The sequence below is a fragment of the Streptomyces sp. NBC_00096 genome (assembly GCF_045041305.1).
Classification (GTDB): Bacteria; Actinomycetota; Actinomycetes; order Streptomycetales; family Streptomycetaceae; genus Streptomyces.
Map to the genome: position 1 here is coordinate 5,871,776 of NZ_CP108221.1, position 16,835 is coordinate 5,888,610.

Sequence of the window (16,835 nt, forward strand, 5' to 3'; positions counted from 1 at the left end):
CTCCTCAGCGGATCGGGAGGGTGACGGTGACGGTGGTGCCGGCCCCGGCGGCGCTGCCGATCGCCGCGGTGCCGCCGACCTCCGCCGCCCGGGCGCGCAGGCCCCGCAGGCCGTAGCCCGGCGAGGGGGCCGCCGGGTCGAAGCCCCGCCCGGTGTCCCGGACCGTGACGGTCAGTTCGGAGCCACCGTAGGACAGGGACAGCGTGCAGCGGGCCCGGGGCCCCGCGTGCCTGGCCGCGTTCGCCAGGGACTCCTGGCAGGACCGCAGGGCCACCACCTCGAGCACCGCCGCCAGCGGGCGGACCTCCCCGGTGACCGTGACGGCCGCCGGCGGGTCCTGCCGGGCCGCGAGACGGCGTACCGCGTCGGGCAGCGAACCGCCGTCGAGGTCGGCGGGGGCGCCGCCCGCGACCAGGGCGCGGGCCTCGGCCAGGTTCTGCCGGGCGGTGACCGCCATCAGCTCCAGATGGCGGTGGGCCTGCCCGGGGTCGGTGTCCAGCTCCGACTGCACGGCCTGGACGAGCATCAGCAGGCTCGTGAAGCCCTGGGCGAGGGTGTCGTGGATCTCGCGGGACATGCGTTCCCTTTCCGCGTGGGCGCCGCGTTCGGCGGACAGCCGGGCCACCTCCTCCCGGCTGGCGTCGAGTTCCGCGATGAGCGAGGCCCGGTCCTGGCTCTGCTCGATGATCCGGATGATCCAGGCACCGAAGAAGCCGGAGAAGGCGCAGGTGACGATCGCGCCGATCGCGCTGACGAAGACGGCGCTCGCGTCCGGCCGCCACAGCAGCGCCCAGCCGGCCACCGGCAGCAGGGACACCAGCGCCACCGCGCCGATCGCGCGCCGCAGCGGCAGCAGCATGAAGCACTGCGGGGCGAGGGCGAAGGTGATGAGCCGGGTCTCGCCGGCGAGGGAGGCGGCCGGCAGGAAGAGGGCCAGCGCCACGCCCAGGTAGCGGGCGGAGCGCCCGGGTCGGGCGCCGGGCGCCAGCAGGAGCAGCGGGCGCCCGGCCCAGGGGTACCAGGGGACCAGGAGGGCGAGCAGGCCGACGGCGAGGACCCGGTACGACAGCGCGGGGAAGTCCGCGCCGAGGACGAAGGCCGCGGTCGCGAGCCAGACGACCGCGAAGTAGAGGTCCCACGGCCCGAACGCGCGGTCCCAGACGTGGGACTCGCGCGCTCCGGCCGCCCGGGCGAAGCCCCTCAGCCGTCGCGGCGGCTCTTCCACTTGAAGGTCAGCAGGCACAGCACCAGCCCTCCGATGACCCAGGCGCCCAGGACCAGGGCGACCTTTCCGTACTCCCAGCCGCCGCTCTGCTCGAGTACGGCCGCCGACTGGGGCAGGAACACCCCGCGCAGACCCTGGCACATCCACTTGAGCGGGAACAGCGCGCCGATGTTCAGCAGCCAGTCGGGGATCTGGTTGACCGGGATGTAGACCCCGGAGATGAACTGGAGGACCAGGAAGGGCAGGACGACCACCGAGCTCGCGCTCTTGCCGGACTTGGGCAGACTGCTGATCGCGATGCCGAGCAGGGCGCAGCCGGCCAGGCCGAGGACGAAGATCCAGGCGAAGGTGAGCCACTTGCCGGCGGTGGACGGGAGGTCGAGGCCGAACAGGGTGGCGCCGACGAGCAGCAGGATCGCGGTCTCGGCGAGCCCGGTGACGAGCACCATCCAGACCTTGCCGAGGAAGTACGCGGCCGGGGGCATCGGGGTGCCGCGCAGGCGGCGCAGCACCTTCTCGTCCCGTTCGACGGCGATGGAGATCCCGAGCGACTGGAAGCTCGTGGACATGATCCCGGCGGCGACCATCCCCGCCGCGTAGAGCTGGGAGGCGGTGACCCCGGTGCCCTCGACGGTGCCGCTGAAGATGGAGGCGAAGAGGGTGAGGAAGACGATGGGGAAGGCGAAGGTGAAGATCACCGCGTCCCGCTGGCGGGAGAACTGCCTGAGCTCCAGGGCCCCGCGGCTCAGGCCCAGTGACCAGGTGCCGGGCAGGGCGGCGGCGGCCTTGGCGACGTCGGTGCTCATCGGGCTTCCTCCGGCTGTGCGGCGGCGGATACGCCGGGCTGGGCGGGCAGGGGCGGTTGTGCGGGCCGGTCGAGCTGGCCGGTGAGGCGCAGGTACACGTCCTCCAGGGTGGGGCGGCCGATCTTCAGACCGGGGATCTCGCCGTCGAAGCGGGCCATCAGCTCCGCGACGACGCGGGTGGGGGTCTCGGTGGCGGTACTGCGCGGGGTGCCGTCGGGGTCGGTCCACTCGACGGTGGCGCCGGAACCGAAGCGGGTGCGGAGCCCGGCCGGCTCCCCCTCGGCCACCACCTTGCCGCGGGCGATCACCGCGAGGCGGTCGGCGAGCGCCTCGGCCTCCTCCAGGTAGTGCGTGGTCAGGACGATGGTCGTGCCGCCGTCGGCGAGCAGCCGGATCAGATCCCAGAACTGGCGCCGGGCCGCCGGGTCGAACCCGGTGGTCGGCTCGTCCAGGAGCAGCAGCTCCGGGTCGCCGATGACGCCGAGCGCCACGTCGAGGCGGCGGCGCTGACCGCCGGAGAGTGCCTTGACCCGCTGGTCGCGCTTGTGCTCCAGGCCGACGAGGGCGATGACCTCCGCCGGATCGCGCGGGGCCGGGTAGTAACGGGCGAAGTGCTCGACCGTCTCCCGTACGGTGAGTTCGGCGGGCGCCGACTCGTCCTGCCAGACGATCCCGACGCGCGAGCGCCAGGCCCGGCCGCCGCGGGCGGGGTCGGCGCCGAGGACCGATACCTCACCGCCGTCCCGCGCGCGGTGCCCCTGCAGGATCTCCACCGTGGTGCTCTTGCCGGCGCCGTTGGGCCCGAGGAGGCCGAAGACCTCGCCCTGCCGGATCGTCAGATCGAGTCCGTCCACCGCGGTGACGTCGCCGTACTGCTTGCGAAGCCCCCGCACTTCCACCGCGTTCCGTGTCATGCCTCACATGGTGTGCCGGAAGCGCGTCCACCGGTCCCCCCGTGCGTACCTCCTTATGTCCGTCGAACGGTGGACAGCCGGTGGCGTACGGCACAATGGCCCGTGCTTGTTGACCTTGCAGATGTGGAGCGGGCGGGATGACGACACGAGGGACCGATACGGATACCGCCGGGCCGCGGACGGCCGTCGGCGCCGGCCGGGCGCTGGCCCTGCTGCTGGTGATCACGGGAGCCGCGGGACTGCTCGCCGCCTGGGTCATCACGATCGACAAGTTCAAGCTGCTGGAAGACCCCAACTTCACGCCGGGCTGCAGCCTGAACCCGATCGTCTCCTGCGGCAACATCATGAAGAGCGACCAGGCGTCGGCCTTCGGCTTCCCGAACCCGATGCTGGGCCTCGTCGCCTACGGCATCGTCGTCTGCGTCGGCATGAGCCTGCTCGCCGGGGCGCGGTTCCCGCGCTGGTACTGGCTGACGCTGAACGCCGGGATGGTCTTCGGCGTCGGCTTCTGCACCTGGCTGATGTACCAGTCGCTCTACAACATCAACTCGCTGTGCCTGTGGTGCTGCCTGGCCTGGGTCGCCACCATCGTCATGTTCTGGTACGTCACCGCGCACAACGTCCGCCACCGCCTGCTGGGGGCCCCCGGCTGGCTGCGCGCCTTCTTCGACGAGTTCACCTGGGTCCTGCCCGTCCTGCACATCGGGATCATCGGCATGCTGATCCTGACCCGCTGGTGGGACTTCTGGACCTCCTGAGCCCGGCGGGCGCGACGGCCGGGCCTGTCGGTGGCCTCGCATAGGCTTCCGGTGTGGAACCAGACCTCTTCACCGCCGCCGCCGAAGACCGCCAGGCGAAGGACCCCTCCAGTTCTCCGCTCGCCGTCCGGATGCGCCCGCGCACCCTGGACGAGGTCGTCGGCCAGCAGCACCTGCTGAAGCCCGGCTCGCCCCTGCGGCGGCTCGTCGGGGACGGGGCGGGGGGCCCGGCCGGGGCCTCCTCGGTGATCCTCTGGGGCCCCCCGGGCATCGGGAAGACCACGCTGGCCTACGTGGTGAGCCAGGCGACGAAGAAGCGGTTCGTGGAGCTCTCCGCGATCACGGCCGGTGTGAAAGAGGTACGGGCCGTCATCGAGGGCGCCAAGCGCGCGGCCGGCGGGTACGGCAAGGACACCGTCCTCTTCCTCGACGAGATCCACCGTTTCAGCAAGGCGCAGCAGGACTCGCTGCTGCCGGCCGTGGAGAACCGATGGGTCACGCTGATCGCCGCGACCACCGAGAACCCGTACTTCTCGATCATCTCCCCGCTGCTCTCGCGCTCGCTCCTGCTGACGCTGGAGCCGCTGACGGACGAGGACCTCAGTGCGCTGATGCACCGGGCACTGACCGAGGAACGGGGTCTGGGCGGGGCGGTCACCCTGCCGCCGGACGCGGAGGCGCACCTGCTGCGGATCGCCGGCGGCGACGCGCGGCGGGCGCTGACGGCGCTGGAGGCGGGCGCGGGCTCGGCGATCGCCAAGGGCGAGCCGGAGATCAGCCTCCAGACGGTGGAGGAGGCCGTCGACCGGGCCGCGGTCAAGTACGACCGGGACGGCGACCAGCACTACGACGTGGCGAGCGCGCTGATCAAATCGATCCGGGGCTCGGACGTGGACGCGGCGCTGCACTATCTGGCGCGCATGATCGAGGCGGGGGAGGACCCCCGGTTCATCGCGCGGCGGCTGATGATCTCGGCGAGCGAGGACATCGGGCTGGCGGATCCGACGGCCCTGCCGCTCGCGGTGGCCGCGGCCCAGGCGGTGGCGATGATCGGCTTCCCGGAGGCGGCGCTCACCCTGTCCCACGCGACGATCGCGCTGGCGCTGGCCCCGAAGTCGAACACCGCCACGACCGCGATCGGTGCGGCGCTGGCGGACGTCCGGGCGGGGCTGGCGGGGTCCGTCCCGGCGCACCTGCGGGACGGGCACTACAAGGGGGCGGCGAAGCTGGGACACGCGGTGGGGTACGTGTACCCGCACGACGTGCCGGGCGGCATTGCCGCGCAGCAGTACGCGCCGGACGAGGTGCACGGGAAGCAGTACTACGAACCGACGCGGTACGGCGCGGAGGCGCGGTACGCGGACGTGGTGGAGAAGGTCCGGGAGCGGCTGCGGGGCGGCGGGTCCTGACCTGCGGCGCCGCTCCCGGGGCCGCCGGGGTCCGCGCAGCGGGCGTCGTGTCGGGGTGCCGGGTCCGGGGGCGGGGCCTAGGCTCCGAGCCATGGGACGTCCTGCTCCGCTGATCGCCCTCGCGGCCGCCCTGCTGGTCAGCGGGTGCCACCACGGGGACGGCGAGATCACCCACGCCCGCGCCGCGGCACTGCTCGCGCAGGTGCCGCTCACGAGCGCGGGGTTCCCGCCGGACGCGGCCACCGCCAGGACCCGGCTGGGCGGGCTCAAGGTGGAGTGGGGCAAGAACTGGGAGACGTACGAGCGCGAGAACTTCGGCAAGTACTGGTCCGACGAGACCGACGCCGTCGGCGGGCGCAACGGGTGCGACACCCGGGACGACGTCCTGCGCAGGGACCTGGGGGAACTGCGCGAGGGGGACCGCAACCCGTGCGTCGTGCTCTCCGGGGTGCTGAAGGACCCGTACACGGGCAAGGAGCTCCCCTATTACTACCGCCGCGCCTCGCAGATCCAGACCGACCACGTCGTGGCCCTCGGCGCCGCCTGGCGCGCGGGCGCGTACGCCTGGACCCCGCAGCGCCGGCTGGAGTACGCCAACGACCTGGACGTGCTGCTCGCCGTGGACAAGCAGACCAACTACGACAAGAGCAGCAAGACCGCCGACAAGTGGAAGCCGCCCCAGAAGAGCTACTGGTGCGAGTACGCGCGGCGCTACACCGGGATCAAGGCGAAGTACGGGCTGTCCGTGACCCCGCCCGAGAAGCAGGCCCTGCAGGAGATGCTCGGCACCTGCCCCTAGCTGCCCCGGACGGCCTACGCGAACAGGGTGCGCATCGCCCGGCGCAGCTCGCAGACGTCGGTCACCGGCTCCGGGAAGTCGAAGCGCGCGTCGAAGGCCGATCCCGGCCCCGGTCCCGTGAACCGCACCCGCAGGCCCAGCCGGTCCAGCGCGAGGGGGACCGCCGTGAGGTCCGCCGTCTCCCGCGTGCCGAGCAGCCCGCGCAGGTCAGCCATCCGGTCGCCGTGCGAGGAGGCCAGGTGCTGCAGGAGCTCCGTCTCGTGCGCCACCATCGGGTCGGGCTCGGCCGCGGCCAGCAGCTCCGGGTCCACGTGCTCGGCGCCCCACAGGTCGTCCACCGAGATCTCGCCGACCTCCAGGCGCAGCAGCATCCACGCGGGCCGCCCGGAGTGCACGGCGCCCAGCGGCTCCGCCATCCCGAGGAGCTCGCCGACCGGGTGGCGCTCCGCCAGCAGCCGTGCGCAGGCGGCCCGGTCGGCCTCTCCGCGCACGGGGGTGAGCCACCCGGCGAGCCAGGCGCGGCCTCGGATACGATGGGGCACGGACACCGGCGCCACATCCGTGATCTCGATCACGGCGGTGAGGTCGTCGTCCTGGGCGTGAGCGGCCGCTCTGGCAGCCGCGGATTCCCCTGATACCAGGAGAAGCACGTCCCCGTCCGGTGTGACGGTCCTCGCGGCCGGCACCCCTGTTCCGAACTCCCCCTGGTCAAGAGCACCGGGGAGCGTGAGGGATACTGAGGCGTTGGACTCTACGAGGGTTCGTACGCGTTCGGCTCCGGTGAGCTGCCGAACGCCTTCCCTGGGACGCGGCTGACCTTGCCTATCGTCGCCGAAAGCAGATCCTGTTTCGTTTGGATCTGAACTTCGGTGCGCACTGGGCAGGGGGATCCCATGTGGTCGAGACATTACGTCCTCCTCGCTAAGGTAAGCCTCACCTAACTTACATGGAGGTAGGTTCCACGTGAACCAGAAGCGACCCAAGGTCAAGAAGTCGCGTGCCCTCGGCATTGCGCTGACCCCGAAGGCCGTCAAGTACTTCGAGGCCCGCCCCTACCCGCCGGGCGAGCACGGCCGTGGCCGCAAGCAGAACTCGGACTACAAGGTTCGTCTGCTGGAGAAGCAGCGTCTGCGCGCTCAGTACGACATCTCTGAGCGTCAGATGGCCCGCGCGTACGACCGCGCCAAGAAGGCCGAAGGCAAGACGGGCGAGGCGCTGGTCGTCGAGCTCGAGCGTCGTCTCGACGCCCTGGTTCTGCGTTCGGGCATCGCCCGCACCATCTACCAGGCCCGCCAGATGGTCGTTCACGGCCACATCGAGGTCAACGGCGACAAGGTCGACAAGCCGTCGTTCCGCGTCCGTCCGGACGACGTCATCACGGTGCGCGAGCGCAGCCGCGAGAAGGTTCCGTTCCAGGTTGCCCGTGAGGGTGGCTACGCAGGCGAGGGCGAGACCCCCCGTTACCTGCAGGTCAACCTGAAGGCCCTGGCCTTCCGCCTGGACCGCGACCCGAACCGCAAGGAAATCCCGGTCATCTGCGACGAGCAGCTCGTCGTCGAGTACTACGCCCGCTGATTTAGAGCCCAGCGGACGCAGTCTCAACAGACTGGTCAGCCCGCCGGTTCCCCCTCGGGGGAACCGGCGGGTTTCCTGCTTTTCACCCCGGTGCGCGCCAGCGGCCGGTCGGCCGCCCCGCGCGGCCGCGGCAGCGGTCCCGGCGCCGCCGGAGCCGGCTCCGGCCCCCGCAGGGCGCGCTCCACCAGCTCCTCCACCGGCAGCGTCCGCCCGTGCCGGGCGCAGGACGCGTACCGCTCGGCGCCCAGCAGCTCGCCCGCCCGCTCCTGGCACATCAGTCGCGGGGCGTTGAAGTACCCCGAGCCGAACAGCCGCATCCCGACCCCGTCCCACATCGGCTCCGCCGCGCCCTGGAGCACCGCCGCCTCCGCCGGATGCCCCTCGGACACGGTGACCAGCGCCAGCAGCTCCACCGCCAGGACCAGGCCCACCAGGTCGCGGAACCTGTGGTTGATGGCCACGCACTCGGTCAGCAGCCGCCGCGCCTCGGCCGTGCCCCCCGCGTCCAGCGCCGCGTACGCGAGGACGTAGAGGGCGTACGCCTTGGTCCAGCGCTCCCCGCGCTCCTCGCAGATGTCCCGGACCTCCTCGCACAGCGACAGCGCGCCCGCCAGATCCCCCTGGAAGGCCATCGCCATCGCCAGCTCCACCTGGCACATCAGCACGTTGCTGTTCAGCTCGCCGGCCTCCCGGTAGCGCCCCAGCGCCGAGCCCAGCAGCTCCCCGGCCCGCACCATGTCGTCCGAGATCAGTGCCAGGCAGCCCATCCGGTGCACCGCGTACGCGCCCGCCACCGGGTTCCCGCTGCGCGCGGCCCCGTCCCGGCACTCGTACAGCGCACTCATCGAGGCCACCGAGTCGCCCTGCAGGGCCGCGACGTACCCGAGCACCCACAGCGCCTTCAGCCGGGAGCTCTCGTACTCGTGCTCCGCATCCGGCGCCTGCGCGCGCCCGGCGCCCTCCAGGGTCCGGTCCAGCCAGTGCCGGCCCTCGGTGAGCCGGCCGCAGCCCGCCCAGTAGAACCAGAGGGTGCCCGCCAGGTACTGGCCGAGGTGGAGCTCGTCGGGCTCGTCCAGGCAGCACTCCAGCGCCAGCCGCAGGTTCGGCAGCTCCGCCTCCACCAGCGCGGCCACCTCCTCCTGGCGCGGGCTGAACCAGTCCAGCTCGCACCAGGTCGCCAGGCCCATGTACCAGTCCCGGTGCCTGCGCCGCAGCCGCCCGGCGTCGCCCAGTGACTCCAGCCAGCCCGCGCCGTAGATCCGTACGGTCTCCAGCATCCGGTAGCGGACCCCGGCCGCCGTCTCCTCCCGGACCAGCAGGGACTGCCCCAGCAGCTCTCCGACCAGGTCCAGCACCGAGTCCACCGGCAGGTCCGGACCCGCGCACACGTATTCGGCGGCGTCCAGGTCGAACTGACCGGCGAACACCGAGAGCCGCGCCCAGAGCAGCCGCTCCGCGGCCGTGCAGAGCTCGTGGCTCCAGCCGATCGCCGTGCGCAGCGCCCGGTGGCGGGGGAGCGCACCGCGGGAGCCGCCCGTCAGCAGGGCGAAGCGGTCCTCCAGCCGGGACAGGACCTGGGCCGCGGAGAGCGTGCGCAGCCGGCCCGCCGCGAGCTCCAGCGCCAGCGGCAGGCCGTCGAGCCGGGCGCACAGCTCGGCCAGGTCGGCCCGGTTGCGTTCCGTCAGCGCGAAGGCCGGGTCGGCCGCCGCGGCCCGCTCGATCAGCAGGGCCAGGGAGTCCTCGGGGTCCAGCGGGGCCAGCGGCCAGGACAGCTCCCCGTCCAGGGTCAGCGGGCGCCGGCCGGCGGCGAGCACGCGCAGGCCGGGGCACCGGCGCAGGAGGTCCCGTACCAGGTCGGCGGTCTCCTCGACCAGCTGTTCGAAGCCGTCCAGGACCAGCAGGAGCCGCCGCTCGGCCAGGTGCTCGGCGAGCACCGTCCGGGGCGGCCGGGTGGTCTGGTCGCTCAGCCCGAGAGCCTCGGCCAGGGCCAGCTCCAGCAGCGCCGGGTCCCGTACGGAGGCCAGCTCGGCCAGCCACACGCCGTCGCAGTAGCGTTCCTGCACCGGGTCGCCGGGCTCGCCCGGCTCGGCGCGGCCGGCCGCGCCGGGGACCGCACCCGCCGCCGCGTCCGCGGCCGCCCTGGCCGCGGCCAGCACCAGGCGGGTCTTGCCCACCCCGCCGGCACCGGTGACCGTGACCAGCCGCGAGGATTCCAGCAGCCTCGCCAGCTCGGCGAGTTCGCCACCCCGCCCGACGAAGCCGCTCAGGTCCGAGGGAAGATTGCCCGGAGTCCGTCGTGGAATGGGTCTCTGTCGCATGGGACACGGAGGGTACTGGTCCGGATGCGCTGCGTACAAGGCGGGGCGGGTCCGGCTGCCCGGCACGGGTGACGCACCCGAATTCCGGTACGTCGGCGGATCTCCGGCGCGATAGGGTCGGAGGACGACTTTTTCGCTTAGTGATCAATGTGTAGAGAGCGGTGTGACGTGTCCGGTGGAGAGGTGGCCGGGATCCTCGTGGCCGTCTTCTGGGCCATTCTGGTCTCGTTCCTCGCCGTGGTGCTGGTGAGGCTGGCCCAGGTGCTCAAGGCGACCACCAAGCTGGTGGCCGACGTCACCGACCAGGCCGTCCCGCTGCTCGCGGACGCCTCCACGACCGTCCGCTCCGCCCGCACCCAGCTCGACCGGGTCGACGCGATCACGAGCGACGTGCAGGAAGTCACCTCCAACGCCTCCGCGCTGTCCTCCACCGTGGCGTCCACCTTCGGCGGCCCGCTCGTCAAGGTCGCGGCCTTCGGCTACGGCGTCCGCAAGGCGCTGGGCAAGACCGGCGGGACGCCCGAAGACGTGCCGCGCAAGACGTCCCGGCGTACCGTGATCGTCGGCCGCGCCGTGCCGGCGCCGCGGCGTCGGAAGCAGAAGGGCTGAGACCTCCGATGTTCCGCCGAGCCTTCTGGTTCACCGCCGGCGCAGCCGCCGGCGTGTGGGCCACCACCAAGGTCAACCGGCAGCTCAAGAAGCTGACGCCGGAGAGCCTCGCCGCCCAGGCCGCCGACAAGGCACTGGAGGCGGGCCACCGCCTCAAGGACTTCGCCCTCGACGTCAAGTCGGGGATGTCGCAGCGCGAGGACGAGCTGAACGACGCACTGGGGCTCCACCAGGACCCCGAGCTGCCCGGCAACGTCACCGCCCTGCCCGGACCGCGAAGGCTGCGGGCCATCGGGCGCGACCCGCAGGACGCGTACGACACGTACGACCAGACCACCACGCACCACTCGAACCGCGAGAACCGCTCGACGGGTTCGTACAACCGGAATGAGGACCACTGATGGAGTCGGCTGAAATCCGCCGCCGCTGGCTGAGCTTCTTCGAGGAGCGCGGTCACACCGTTGTCCCTTCGGCGTCGCTCATCGCGGACGACCCGACTCTGCTGCTGGTGCCCGCGGGCATGGTGCCCTTCAAGCCGTACTTCCTCGGCGAGGTCAAGCCGCCCGCGCCCACGCTCACCAGCGTGCAGAAGTGCGTCCGTACGCCGGACATCGAAGAGGTCGGCAAGACCACCCGCCACGGCACGTTCTTCCAGATGTGCGGCAACTTCTCCTTCGGCGACTACTTCAAGGAAGGCGCCATCAAGTACGCCTGGGAGCTGCTCACCAGCTCCGTGGCGGACGGCGGCTACGGCCTCGAGCCCGAGAAGCTCTGGATCACGGTCTACCTCGACGACGACGAGGCCGAAGCCATCTGGCGCGACAAGATCGGCGTTCCGGCCGAGCGCATCCAGCGCCTGGGCAAGAAGGACAACTTCTGGTCCATGGGCGTCCCGGGCCCCTGCGGTCCCTGCTCGGAGATCAACTACGACCGAGGCCCCGAGTTCGGCGTCGAGGGCGGCCCCGCCGTCAACGACGAGCGCTACGTGGAGATCTGGAACCTGGTCTTCATGCAGTACGAGCGCGGCGCCGGCGACGGGAAGGAGGACTTCCCGATCCTCGGCGACCTGCCGTCGAAGAACATCGACACCGGTCTGGGTCTCGAGCGTCTCGCCATGATCCTGCAGGGCGTGCAGAACATGTACGAGACCGACACCCTGCGCGTGGTCATGGACAAGGCCACCGAGCTGACGGGCGTGCAGTACGGCGCCGCCCAGGGCACGGACGTCTCGCTGCGCGTGGTCGCCGACCACATCCGCACCTCCGCCATGCTCATCGGTGACGGCGTGACCCCCGGCAACGAGGGCCGCGGCTACGTGCTGCGCCGCATCATGCGCCGCGCCATCCGCAACATGCGCCTCATGGGCGCCACCGGGCCGGTCATCCAGGACCTGGTCGACGTGGTCATCGACACCATGGGGCAGCAGTACCCGGAGCTCGTGACCGACCGCAAGCGCATCGAGACCGTCGCGCTGGCCGAAGAGGCCGCCTTCGTGAAGGCCCTGCGCGGCGGCACGAACATCCTCGACACCGCCATCACCGAGACCAAGGCCACCGGTGGCTCGGTCCTGGCCGGCGACAAGGCGTTCCTGCTCCACGACACCTGGGGCTTCCCGATCGACCTGACCCTGGAGATGGCCGCCGAACAGGGCCTCTCCGTGGACCAGGACGGCTTCCGCCGCCTGATGCAGGAGCAGCGGGACAAGGCCAAGGCCGACGCCAAGGCCAAGAAGACCGGCCACGCGGACATGTCCGCCTACCGGGAGATCGCCGACGGCTCCGGCGCCACCGAGTTCACCGGCTACGCCACCAACCAGGGCGAGTCCACCATCGTCGGCCTCCTGGTCAACGGCGTCTCCGCGCCCGCCGCCTCCGAGGGCGACGAGGTCGAGGTCGTCCTCGACCGCACCCCCTTCTACGCCGAGGGCGGCGGCCAGCTCGCCGACCAGGGCCGGATCAAGCTCGACTCGGGCGCCGTCATCGTCGTCCGCGACGTGCAGCAGCCGGTCCCGGGCGTCTCCGTGCACAAGGGCTCCGTCCAGGTCGGCGAGGTGACGGTGGGCGCCTCCGCGTACGCCGCCATCGACGTCAGCCGCCGCCGGGCCATCGCCCGCGCCCACTCGGCCACGCACCTGACCCACCAGGCGCTGCGCGACGCGCTCGGCCCCACGGCCGCCCAGGCCGGTTCCGAGAACTCGCCCGGCCGCTTCCGCTTCGACTTCGGCTCGCCGAACGCCGTCCCCGGCTCGGTCCTCACCGACGTCGAGCAGAAGATCAACGACGTGCTCTCCCGCGAGCTCGACGTCACCGCCGAGATCATGAGCATCGACGAGGCGAAGAAGCAGGGCGCCATCGCCGAGTTCGGCGAGAAGTACGGCGAGCGCGTGCGCGTCGTGACCATCGGCGACTTCTCCAAGGAGCTGTGCGGCGGCACGCACGTCGGCAACACCGCCCAGCTGGGCCTGGTGAAGCTGCTGGGCGAGTCCTCCATCGGCTCCGGCGTGCGCCGCGTCGAGGCCCTCGTCGGCGTGGACGCGTACAACTTCCTCGCCAAGGAGCACACGGTCGTCGCCCAGCTCCAGGAGCTGGTCAAGGGCCGCCCCGAGGAGCTGCCGGAGAAGATCGCCTCCATGCTCGGCAAGCTGAAGGACGCCGAGAAGGAGATCGAGAAGTTCCGCGCGGAGAAGGTCCTCCAGGCCGCCGCCGGTCTCGCCGCCGGCGCCCAGGACATCCGCGGTGTCGCGCTGGTCGTGGGCACCGTCCCGGACGGCACCGGCGCCGATGACCTGCGCAAGCTGGTCCTCGACGTCCGTGGTCGCATCCAGGGCGACCGCCCGGCCGTCGTGGCCCTGTTCACCACGGCGAACGACCGCCCGCTGACCGTCATCGCCACCAACGAGGCCGCCCGCGAGCGCGGCCTCAAGGCCGGCGACCTGGTCCGTACGGCCGCCAAGACCCTCGGTGGCGGCGGTGGCGGCAAGCCCGACGTGGCCCAGGGCGGCGGCCAGAACCCGGCCGCCATCCCGGACGCCATCAGCGCCGTCGAGCGCCTCGTCGTCGAGACGGCCTGAAGATGACGCTGCGCCGCGGCCGCCGACTGGCCATCGATGTCGGGGACGCCCGGATCGGGGTCGCTTCCTGCGACCCCGACGGGGTGCTGGCCACACCGGTGGAGACCGTTCCGGGCCGGGACATCCCCTTCGCCCACCGGCGGCTGCGGCAGCTCGTCGCGGAGTACGAGCCCATCGAGGTGGTGGTCGGTCTGCCCCGCTCGCTCAGCGGGCGGGAAGGGCCGGCCGCGGCCAAGTGCCGCGCCTTCGCCATGGAACTCGCCAAGGGCATCAAGCCCGTGACGGTGCGTCTGGTGGACGAGCGGATGACGACGGTCACCGCCGCGCAGGGCCTGCGGGCCGCGGGGCGGAACGCGAAGAAGGGCCGGTCGGTCATCGACCAGGCGGCCGCCGTGGTGATCCTGCAGAACGCTCTGGAGACCGAACGGGTATCAGGTAATCCGCCTGGCGAGTGCGTCGAAGTGGTTGTCTGATCGCGATACGGTAACGTTCCGCGCGATGTGACGGCATTCGAACAGTCGTCGCCTATGAGAAAGTGGCGGAACCGTGCGTCGCGGCAGTCGGAGTCGCGGCCAACGCCCTGCGTCGCGCTAGGGGATCGATGACTGAGTATGGCCGGGGCCCTGGCTCCGAACCGTGGCACCCCGAGGACCCGCAGTACGGGGACCAGGGGTGGACCGGGCACGAGGCCCAGCAGGGTCAGATGCCTTACGCCGGCGATCCGCAGCAGTACCAGCAGGAGCCGCAGCTCCCGTACCCCCAGCAGCAGTACGCGCAGCAGCCTCAGTACGTGCAGCAGCCCGGCCAGTACCAGCAGGGCCAGCAGGGCCAGCAGAGCCAGTACCCGCAGGCCCAGCAGTACCCCGATCAGTACCCGCAGGCCCAGCAGTACCCGCAACAGCAGCACCCCCAGCAGCACCAGGAGACGTACGGGGGCCAGGGCCAGGTCTGGGACACCGGTCAGGTCCACTACGCCGGTGTCCCGCAGGCGGCCGACCCGTACGCGGGTGCGGATCCGTACGCCCAGCAGCAGACCAGCGGCTATCCCGGTGAGACTCCCGACCTCTACGGCACCCCCGAGGCCTTCCCGCCGCCGCGGCCCCCGGGCCGGCGGCACCTGGAGCCGGAGGAGCAGTGGCAGGAAGAGGCCGCCAGGACCGACGAGCCCGCGGACTCGTTCCCGGCGGGCGGCGGTGGCGACGACGGTGACGAGGGCGACGACGGCGGGCGCGGCGGCCGCCGGTCGGGCCGGTCCGGCGGCAAACCGAAGAAGCGCAGCGGCACGGCCTGCCTCATCGCGGCCGTGGTCATCGTCGGCGTGGTCGGCGGTGGCGGTTACTACGGCTACGACTACTTGAAGGCCAAGTTCGGCGCCGCCGAGGACTTTGCGGGCTCCGGCGTCGACGAGGCCGTCGACGTGGAGATCCCCAAGGGCGCGGGCCTGGGCCAGATGGGCCGCATCCTCAAGGACGCCGGCGTGGTCGCGAGCGCGCAGGCCTTCGTGGACGCCGCGGGCAACAATCCCAAGGGCAAATCGATCCAGCCGGGCATCTACCCGCTGAAGAAGAAGATGTCGGCCGCCTCGGTGGTCGAGGTCATGACCGACCCCTCCAAGCTCCACGTGATCACCATCGCCGAGGGCATGCGCAACGCCACGGTCTACGCGGCGATCGACCGCAAGCTCGAAAAGCCCGAGGGCACCACCAAGGACATCGCCTTCCGCGAGGCCAAGAACCTCGGCCTGCCGGCGTGGGCGAACAACGACCCGAAGATCATGGACCCGCTCGAGGGCTTCCTGTACCCGATGCGCTACGACCTGACCAAGGACAGCACCCCCGAGTCCCTGCTCAAGCAGATGGTCAAGAACGCGACCGACAAGTACACGGAGCTCGGTGTCGAGGGCAAGGCCAAGGAGCTGGGTCTGGAGAACCCGCTCCAGGTGATCACGGTCGCCAGCCTCGTCAACGCCGAGGGCAAGAACCACGACGACTTCCGGAAGATGTCGGAGGTGGTCTACAACCGCCTCAAGAAGACCAACGACGTCACGAACCGGAAGCTCCAGTTCGACTCGACGTACAACTACGCCAAGGGTCAGAACGAGATCAACTTCAACCTCACCGAGGCGAAGGCGTTCGTCCACCCCTACAACACGCACAACGTCACGGGCCTGCCCCCCGGCCCGATCGGGAACCCCGGCCTGGACGCGCTGACCGCTACGCTCAACCCCGACCACGGCGGCTGGATGTTCTTCGTGTCGGTCGACGGCAACAAGACGACCTTCACCAAGACCTACGAAGAGCACCTGAAGCTCGTCGCCGAGTTCCAGGAACGGCAGAAGCAGAAGAACGGCGGGTAGCAGGACATGTCACGGATACGGGCCGCGGTGCTGGGTTCGCCCATCGAGCACTCCCTCTCGCCGGTGCTGCACCGCGCCGCGTACCAGGAGCTCGGCCTCGACGACCGGTCGTACGACCGCTTCGAGATCGACGAGGCCGCGCTCCCCGGGTTCATCGCCGGCCTCGGCCCCGAGTGGGCCGGGCTGTCGCTGACCATGCCGCTCAAGCGGGCGGTCATCCCGCTGCTCGACGGGATCAGCGACACGGCCGCCTCCGTGGAGACGGTCAACACGGTCGTCTTCACCGAGGACGGCCGCAAGCTCGGGGACAACACCGACGTCCCCGGCCTGCTGGCCGCCCTGAGCGAGCGGGGCGTGGAGAAGGTGGAGTCCGCCGCCGTCCTCGGCGCGGGCGCCACCGCCTCCTCGGCGCTCGCCGCCCTGGCGCGGATCTGCTCCGGCCAGGTGACCGCGTACGTACGCTCCGCCGACCGGGCCGCCGAGATGCGCGAGTGGGGCGAGCGGCTCGGTGTGGACGTCCGCACGGCCGACTGGTCGCGGGCGGCCGAGGCACTGAGCGCGCCGCTGGTCATCGCCACCACCCCGGCCGGCGCCACGGACGGGCTGGCCGGCGCCGTGCCCGCGGCCCCGGGCACCCTCTTCGACGTGCTGTACGACCCCTGGCCGACGCCCCTCGCGGCGGCCTGGACGCAACGCGGCGGCAATCTCCTCGGCGGCCTCGACCTCCTCGTGCACCAGGCCGTGCTCCAGGTCGAGCTGATGACCGGCCGGACCCCGGGCCCGCTGGCGGCCATGCGGGCCGCGGGCGAGGCGGCCCTGCGCGCCCGTCACTGAGCGGGACCCGGACCCCTTCCTGATCCACTGGCCGCCGTGCGGGCGGGTGCGCCGCCGTCCGGCAGTTGGACCGGAGGGCGGTGCACCGGCCCGGACATGGGAGGATCGGGGGTGAAGGCGGGTCCGGGCCGCGCACCCGGTCGCGCCGTCGCTGGATCAGGC

The 16,835-nt window shown here is 71.7% G+C and carries 15 protein-coding genes; 10 read left to right on the forward strand and 5 right to left on the reverse strand.

Annotated features, from left to right (window positions below):
- Window positions 1–4: 4 nt before the first annotated feature.
- Genes OG904_RS26015 through OG904_RS26025 form a run of 3 tightly spaced genes read right to left on the reverse strand, consistent with a single transcriptional unit; the run spans window position 5 to window position 2,945 of the window.
- Window positions 5–1,243, reverse strand: coding sequence for a sensor histidine kinase (locus OG904_RS26015; protein ID WP_405494918.1), 1,239 nt, complete (start codon window positions 1,241–1,243; stop codon window positions 5–7).
- On the reverse strand, window positions 1,201–2,031 hold the full coding sequence (locus OG904_RS26020; RefSeq protein WP_405494920.1) for an ABC transporter permease: 831 nt from the start codon (window positions 2,029–2,031) through the stop codon (window positions 1,201–1,203). Before OG904_RS26020 ends, OG904_RS26015 begins: the two co-directional genes overlap by 43 nt.
- Window positions 2,028–2,945 carry an ABC transporter ATP-binding protein gene (locus OG904_RS26025; RefSeq protein WP_405494922.1) on the reverse strand — a complete coding sequence of 306 codons (918 nt, stop codon included), beginning with the start codon at window positions 2,943–2,945 and terminating at the stop codon, window positions 2,028–2,030. Before OG904_RS26025 ends, OG904_RS26020 begins: the two co-directional genes overlap by 4 nt.
- Before the next feature lie 137 nt (window positions 2,946–3,082).
- Here OG904_RS26025 and OG904_RS26030 point away from each other — a divergent pair, with 137 nt between their 5' ends.
- The 3 genes from OG904_RS26030 (at window position 3,083) to OG904_RS26040 (ending at window position 5,911) form a co-directional block, all read left to right on the forward strand.
- Window positions 3,083–3,703 (forward strand): vitamin K epoxide reductase family protein, encoded by a 621-nt coding sequence (locus OG904_RS26030; protein ID WP_405494924.1) that lies wholly within the window; start codon window positions 3,083–3,085, stop codon window positions 3,701–3,703.
- Between the two features lie 53 nt (window positions 3,704–3,756).
- Window positions 3,757–5,112: a replication-associated recombination protein A gene (locus OG904_RS26035; RefSeq protein WP_405494926.1), complete on the forward strand. Its 1,356-nt coding sequence runs from the start codon at window positions 3,757–3,759 to the stop codon at window positions 5,110–5,112.
- A 91-nt stretch (window positions 5,113–5,203) separates the two neighbouring features.
- Window positions 5,204–5,911, forward strand: coding sequence for an HNH endonuclease family protein (locus tag OG904_RS26040; protein ID WP_405494928.1), 708 nt, complete (start codon window positions 5,204–5,206; stop codon window positions 5,909–5,911).
- Window positions 5,912–5,925: 14 nt separating this feature from the next.
- On the opposite strand, the gene OG904_RS26045 is transcribed toward OG904_RS26040, so the two are convergent.
- Window positions 5,926–6,819 (reverse strand): DUF2470 domain-containing protein, encoded by an 894-nt coding sequence (locus OG904_RS26045; RefSeq protein ID WP_405494930.1) that lies wholly within the window; start codon window positions 6,817–6,819, stop codon window positions 5,926–5,928.
- Between the two features lie 55 nt (window positions 6,820–6,874).
- Here OG904_RS26045 and rpsD point away from each other — a divergent pair, with 55 nt between their 5' ends.
- The gene (gene rpsD / locus OG904_RS26050; protein ID WP_008740451.1) at window positions 6,875–7,486 is read left to right on the forward strand and encodes a 30S ribosomal protein S4; all 612 of its coding nucleotides are present in this window, start codon (window positions 6,875–6,877) and stop codon (window positions 7,484–7,486) included.
- A 35-nt stretch (window positions 7,487–7,521) separates the two neighbouring features.
- On the opposite strand, the gene OG904_RS26055 is transcribed toward rpsD, so the two are convergent.
- Window positions 7,522–9,804, reverse strand: a complete 2,283-nt coding sequence (locus OG904_RS26055) for an ATP-binding protein (RefSeq protein ID WP_405494932.1) — start codon at window positions 9,802–9,804, stop codon at window positions 7,522–7,524.
- Window positions 9,805–9,972: 168 nt separating this feature from the next.
- Between OG904_RS26055 and OG904_RS26060 the strand changes: the two genes are divergently transcribed.
- The 6 genes from OG904_RS26060 (at window position 9,973) to OG904_RS26085 (ending at window position 16,673) form a co-directional block, all read left to right on the forward strand.
- Complete coding sequence (locus tag OG904_RS26060; protein ID WP_405494934.1) at window positions 9,973–10,413, forward strand: DUF948 domain-containing protein; 441 nt, start codon at window positions 9,973–9,975, stop codon at window positions 10,411–10,413.
- Window positions 10,414–10,421: 8 nt separating this feature from the next.
- Window positions 10,422–10,814, forward strand: a complete 393-nt coding sequence (locus OG904_RS26065; RefSeq protein WP_405494936.1) for a DUF6167 family protein — start codon at window positions 10,422–10,424, stop codon at window positions 10,812–10,814.
- On the forward strand, window positions 10,814–13,483 hold the full coding sequence (gene alaS, locus OG904_RS26070; protein WP_405494938.1) for an alanine--tRNA ligase: 2,670 nt from the start codon (window positions 10,814–10,816) through the stop codon (window positions 13,481–13,483). Before OG904_RS26065 ends, alaS begins: the two co-directional genes overlap by 1 nt.
- Window positions 13,484–13,485: 2 nt before the next feature.
- Entirely contained in the window at window positions 13,486–13,956 is a 471-nt protein-coding gene (gene ruvX, locus OG904_RS26075) for a Holliday junction resolvase RuvX (protein ID WP_215032993.1), read from the forward strand.
- Window positions 13,957–14,084: 128 nt separating this feature from the next.
- The gene (gene mltG, locus OG904_RS26080; RefSeq protein ID WP_405494940.1) at window positions 14,085–15,839 is read left to right on the forward strand and encodes an endolytic transglycosylase MltG; all 1,755 of its coding nucleotides are present in this window, start codon (window positions 14,085–14,087) and stop codon (window positions 15,837–15,839) included.
- Between the two features lie 6 nt (window positions 15,840–15,845).
- Window positions 15,846–16,673, forward strand: coding sequence for a shikimate dehydrogenase (locus OG904_RS26085; RefSeq protein WP_405494942.1), 828 nt, complete (start codon window positions 15,846–15,848; stop codon window positions 16,671–16,673).
- Window positions 16,674–16,835: the final 162 nt, after the last annotated feature.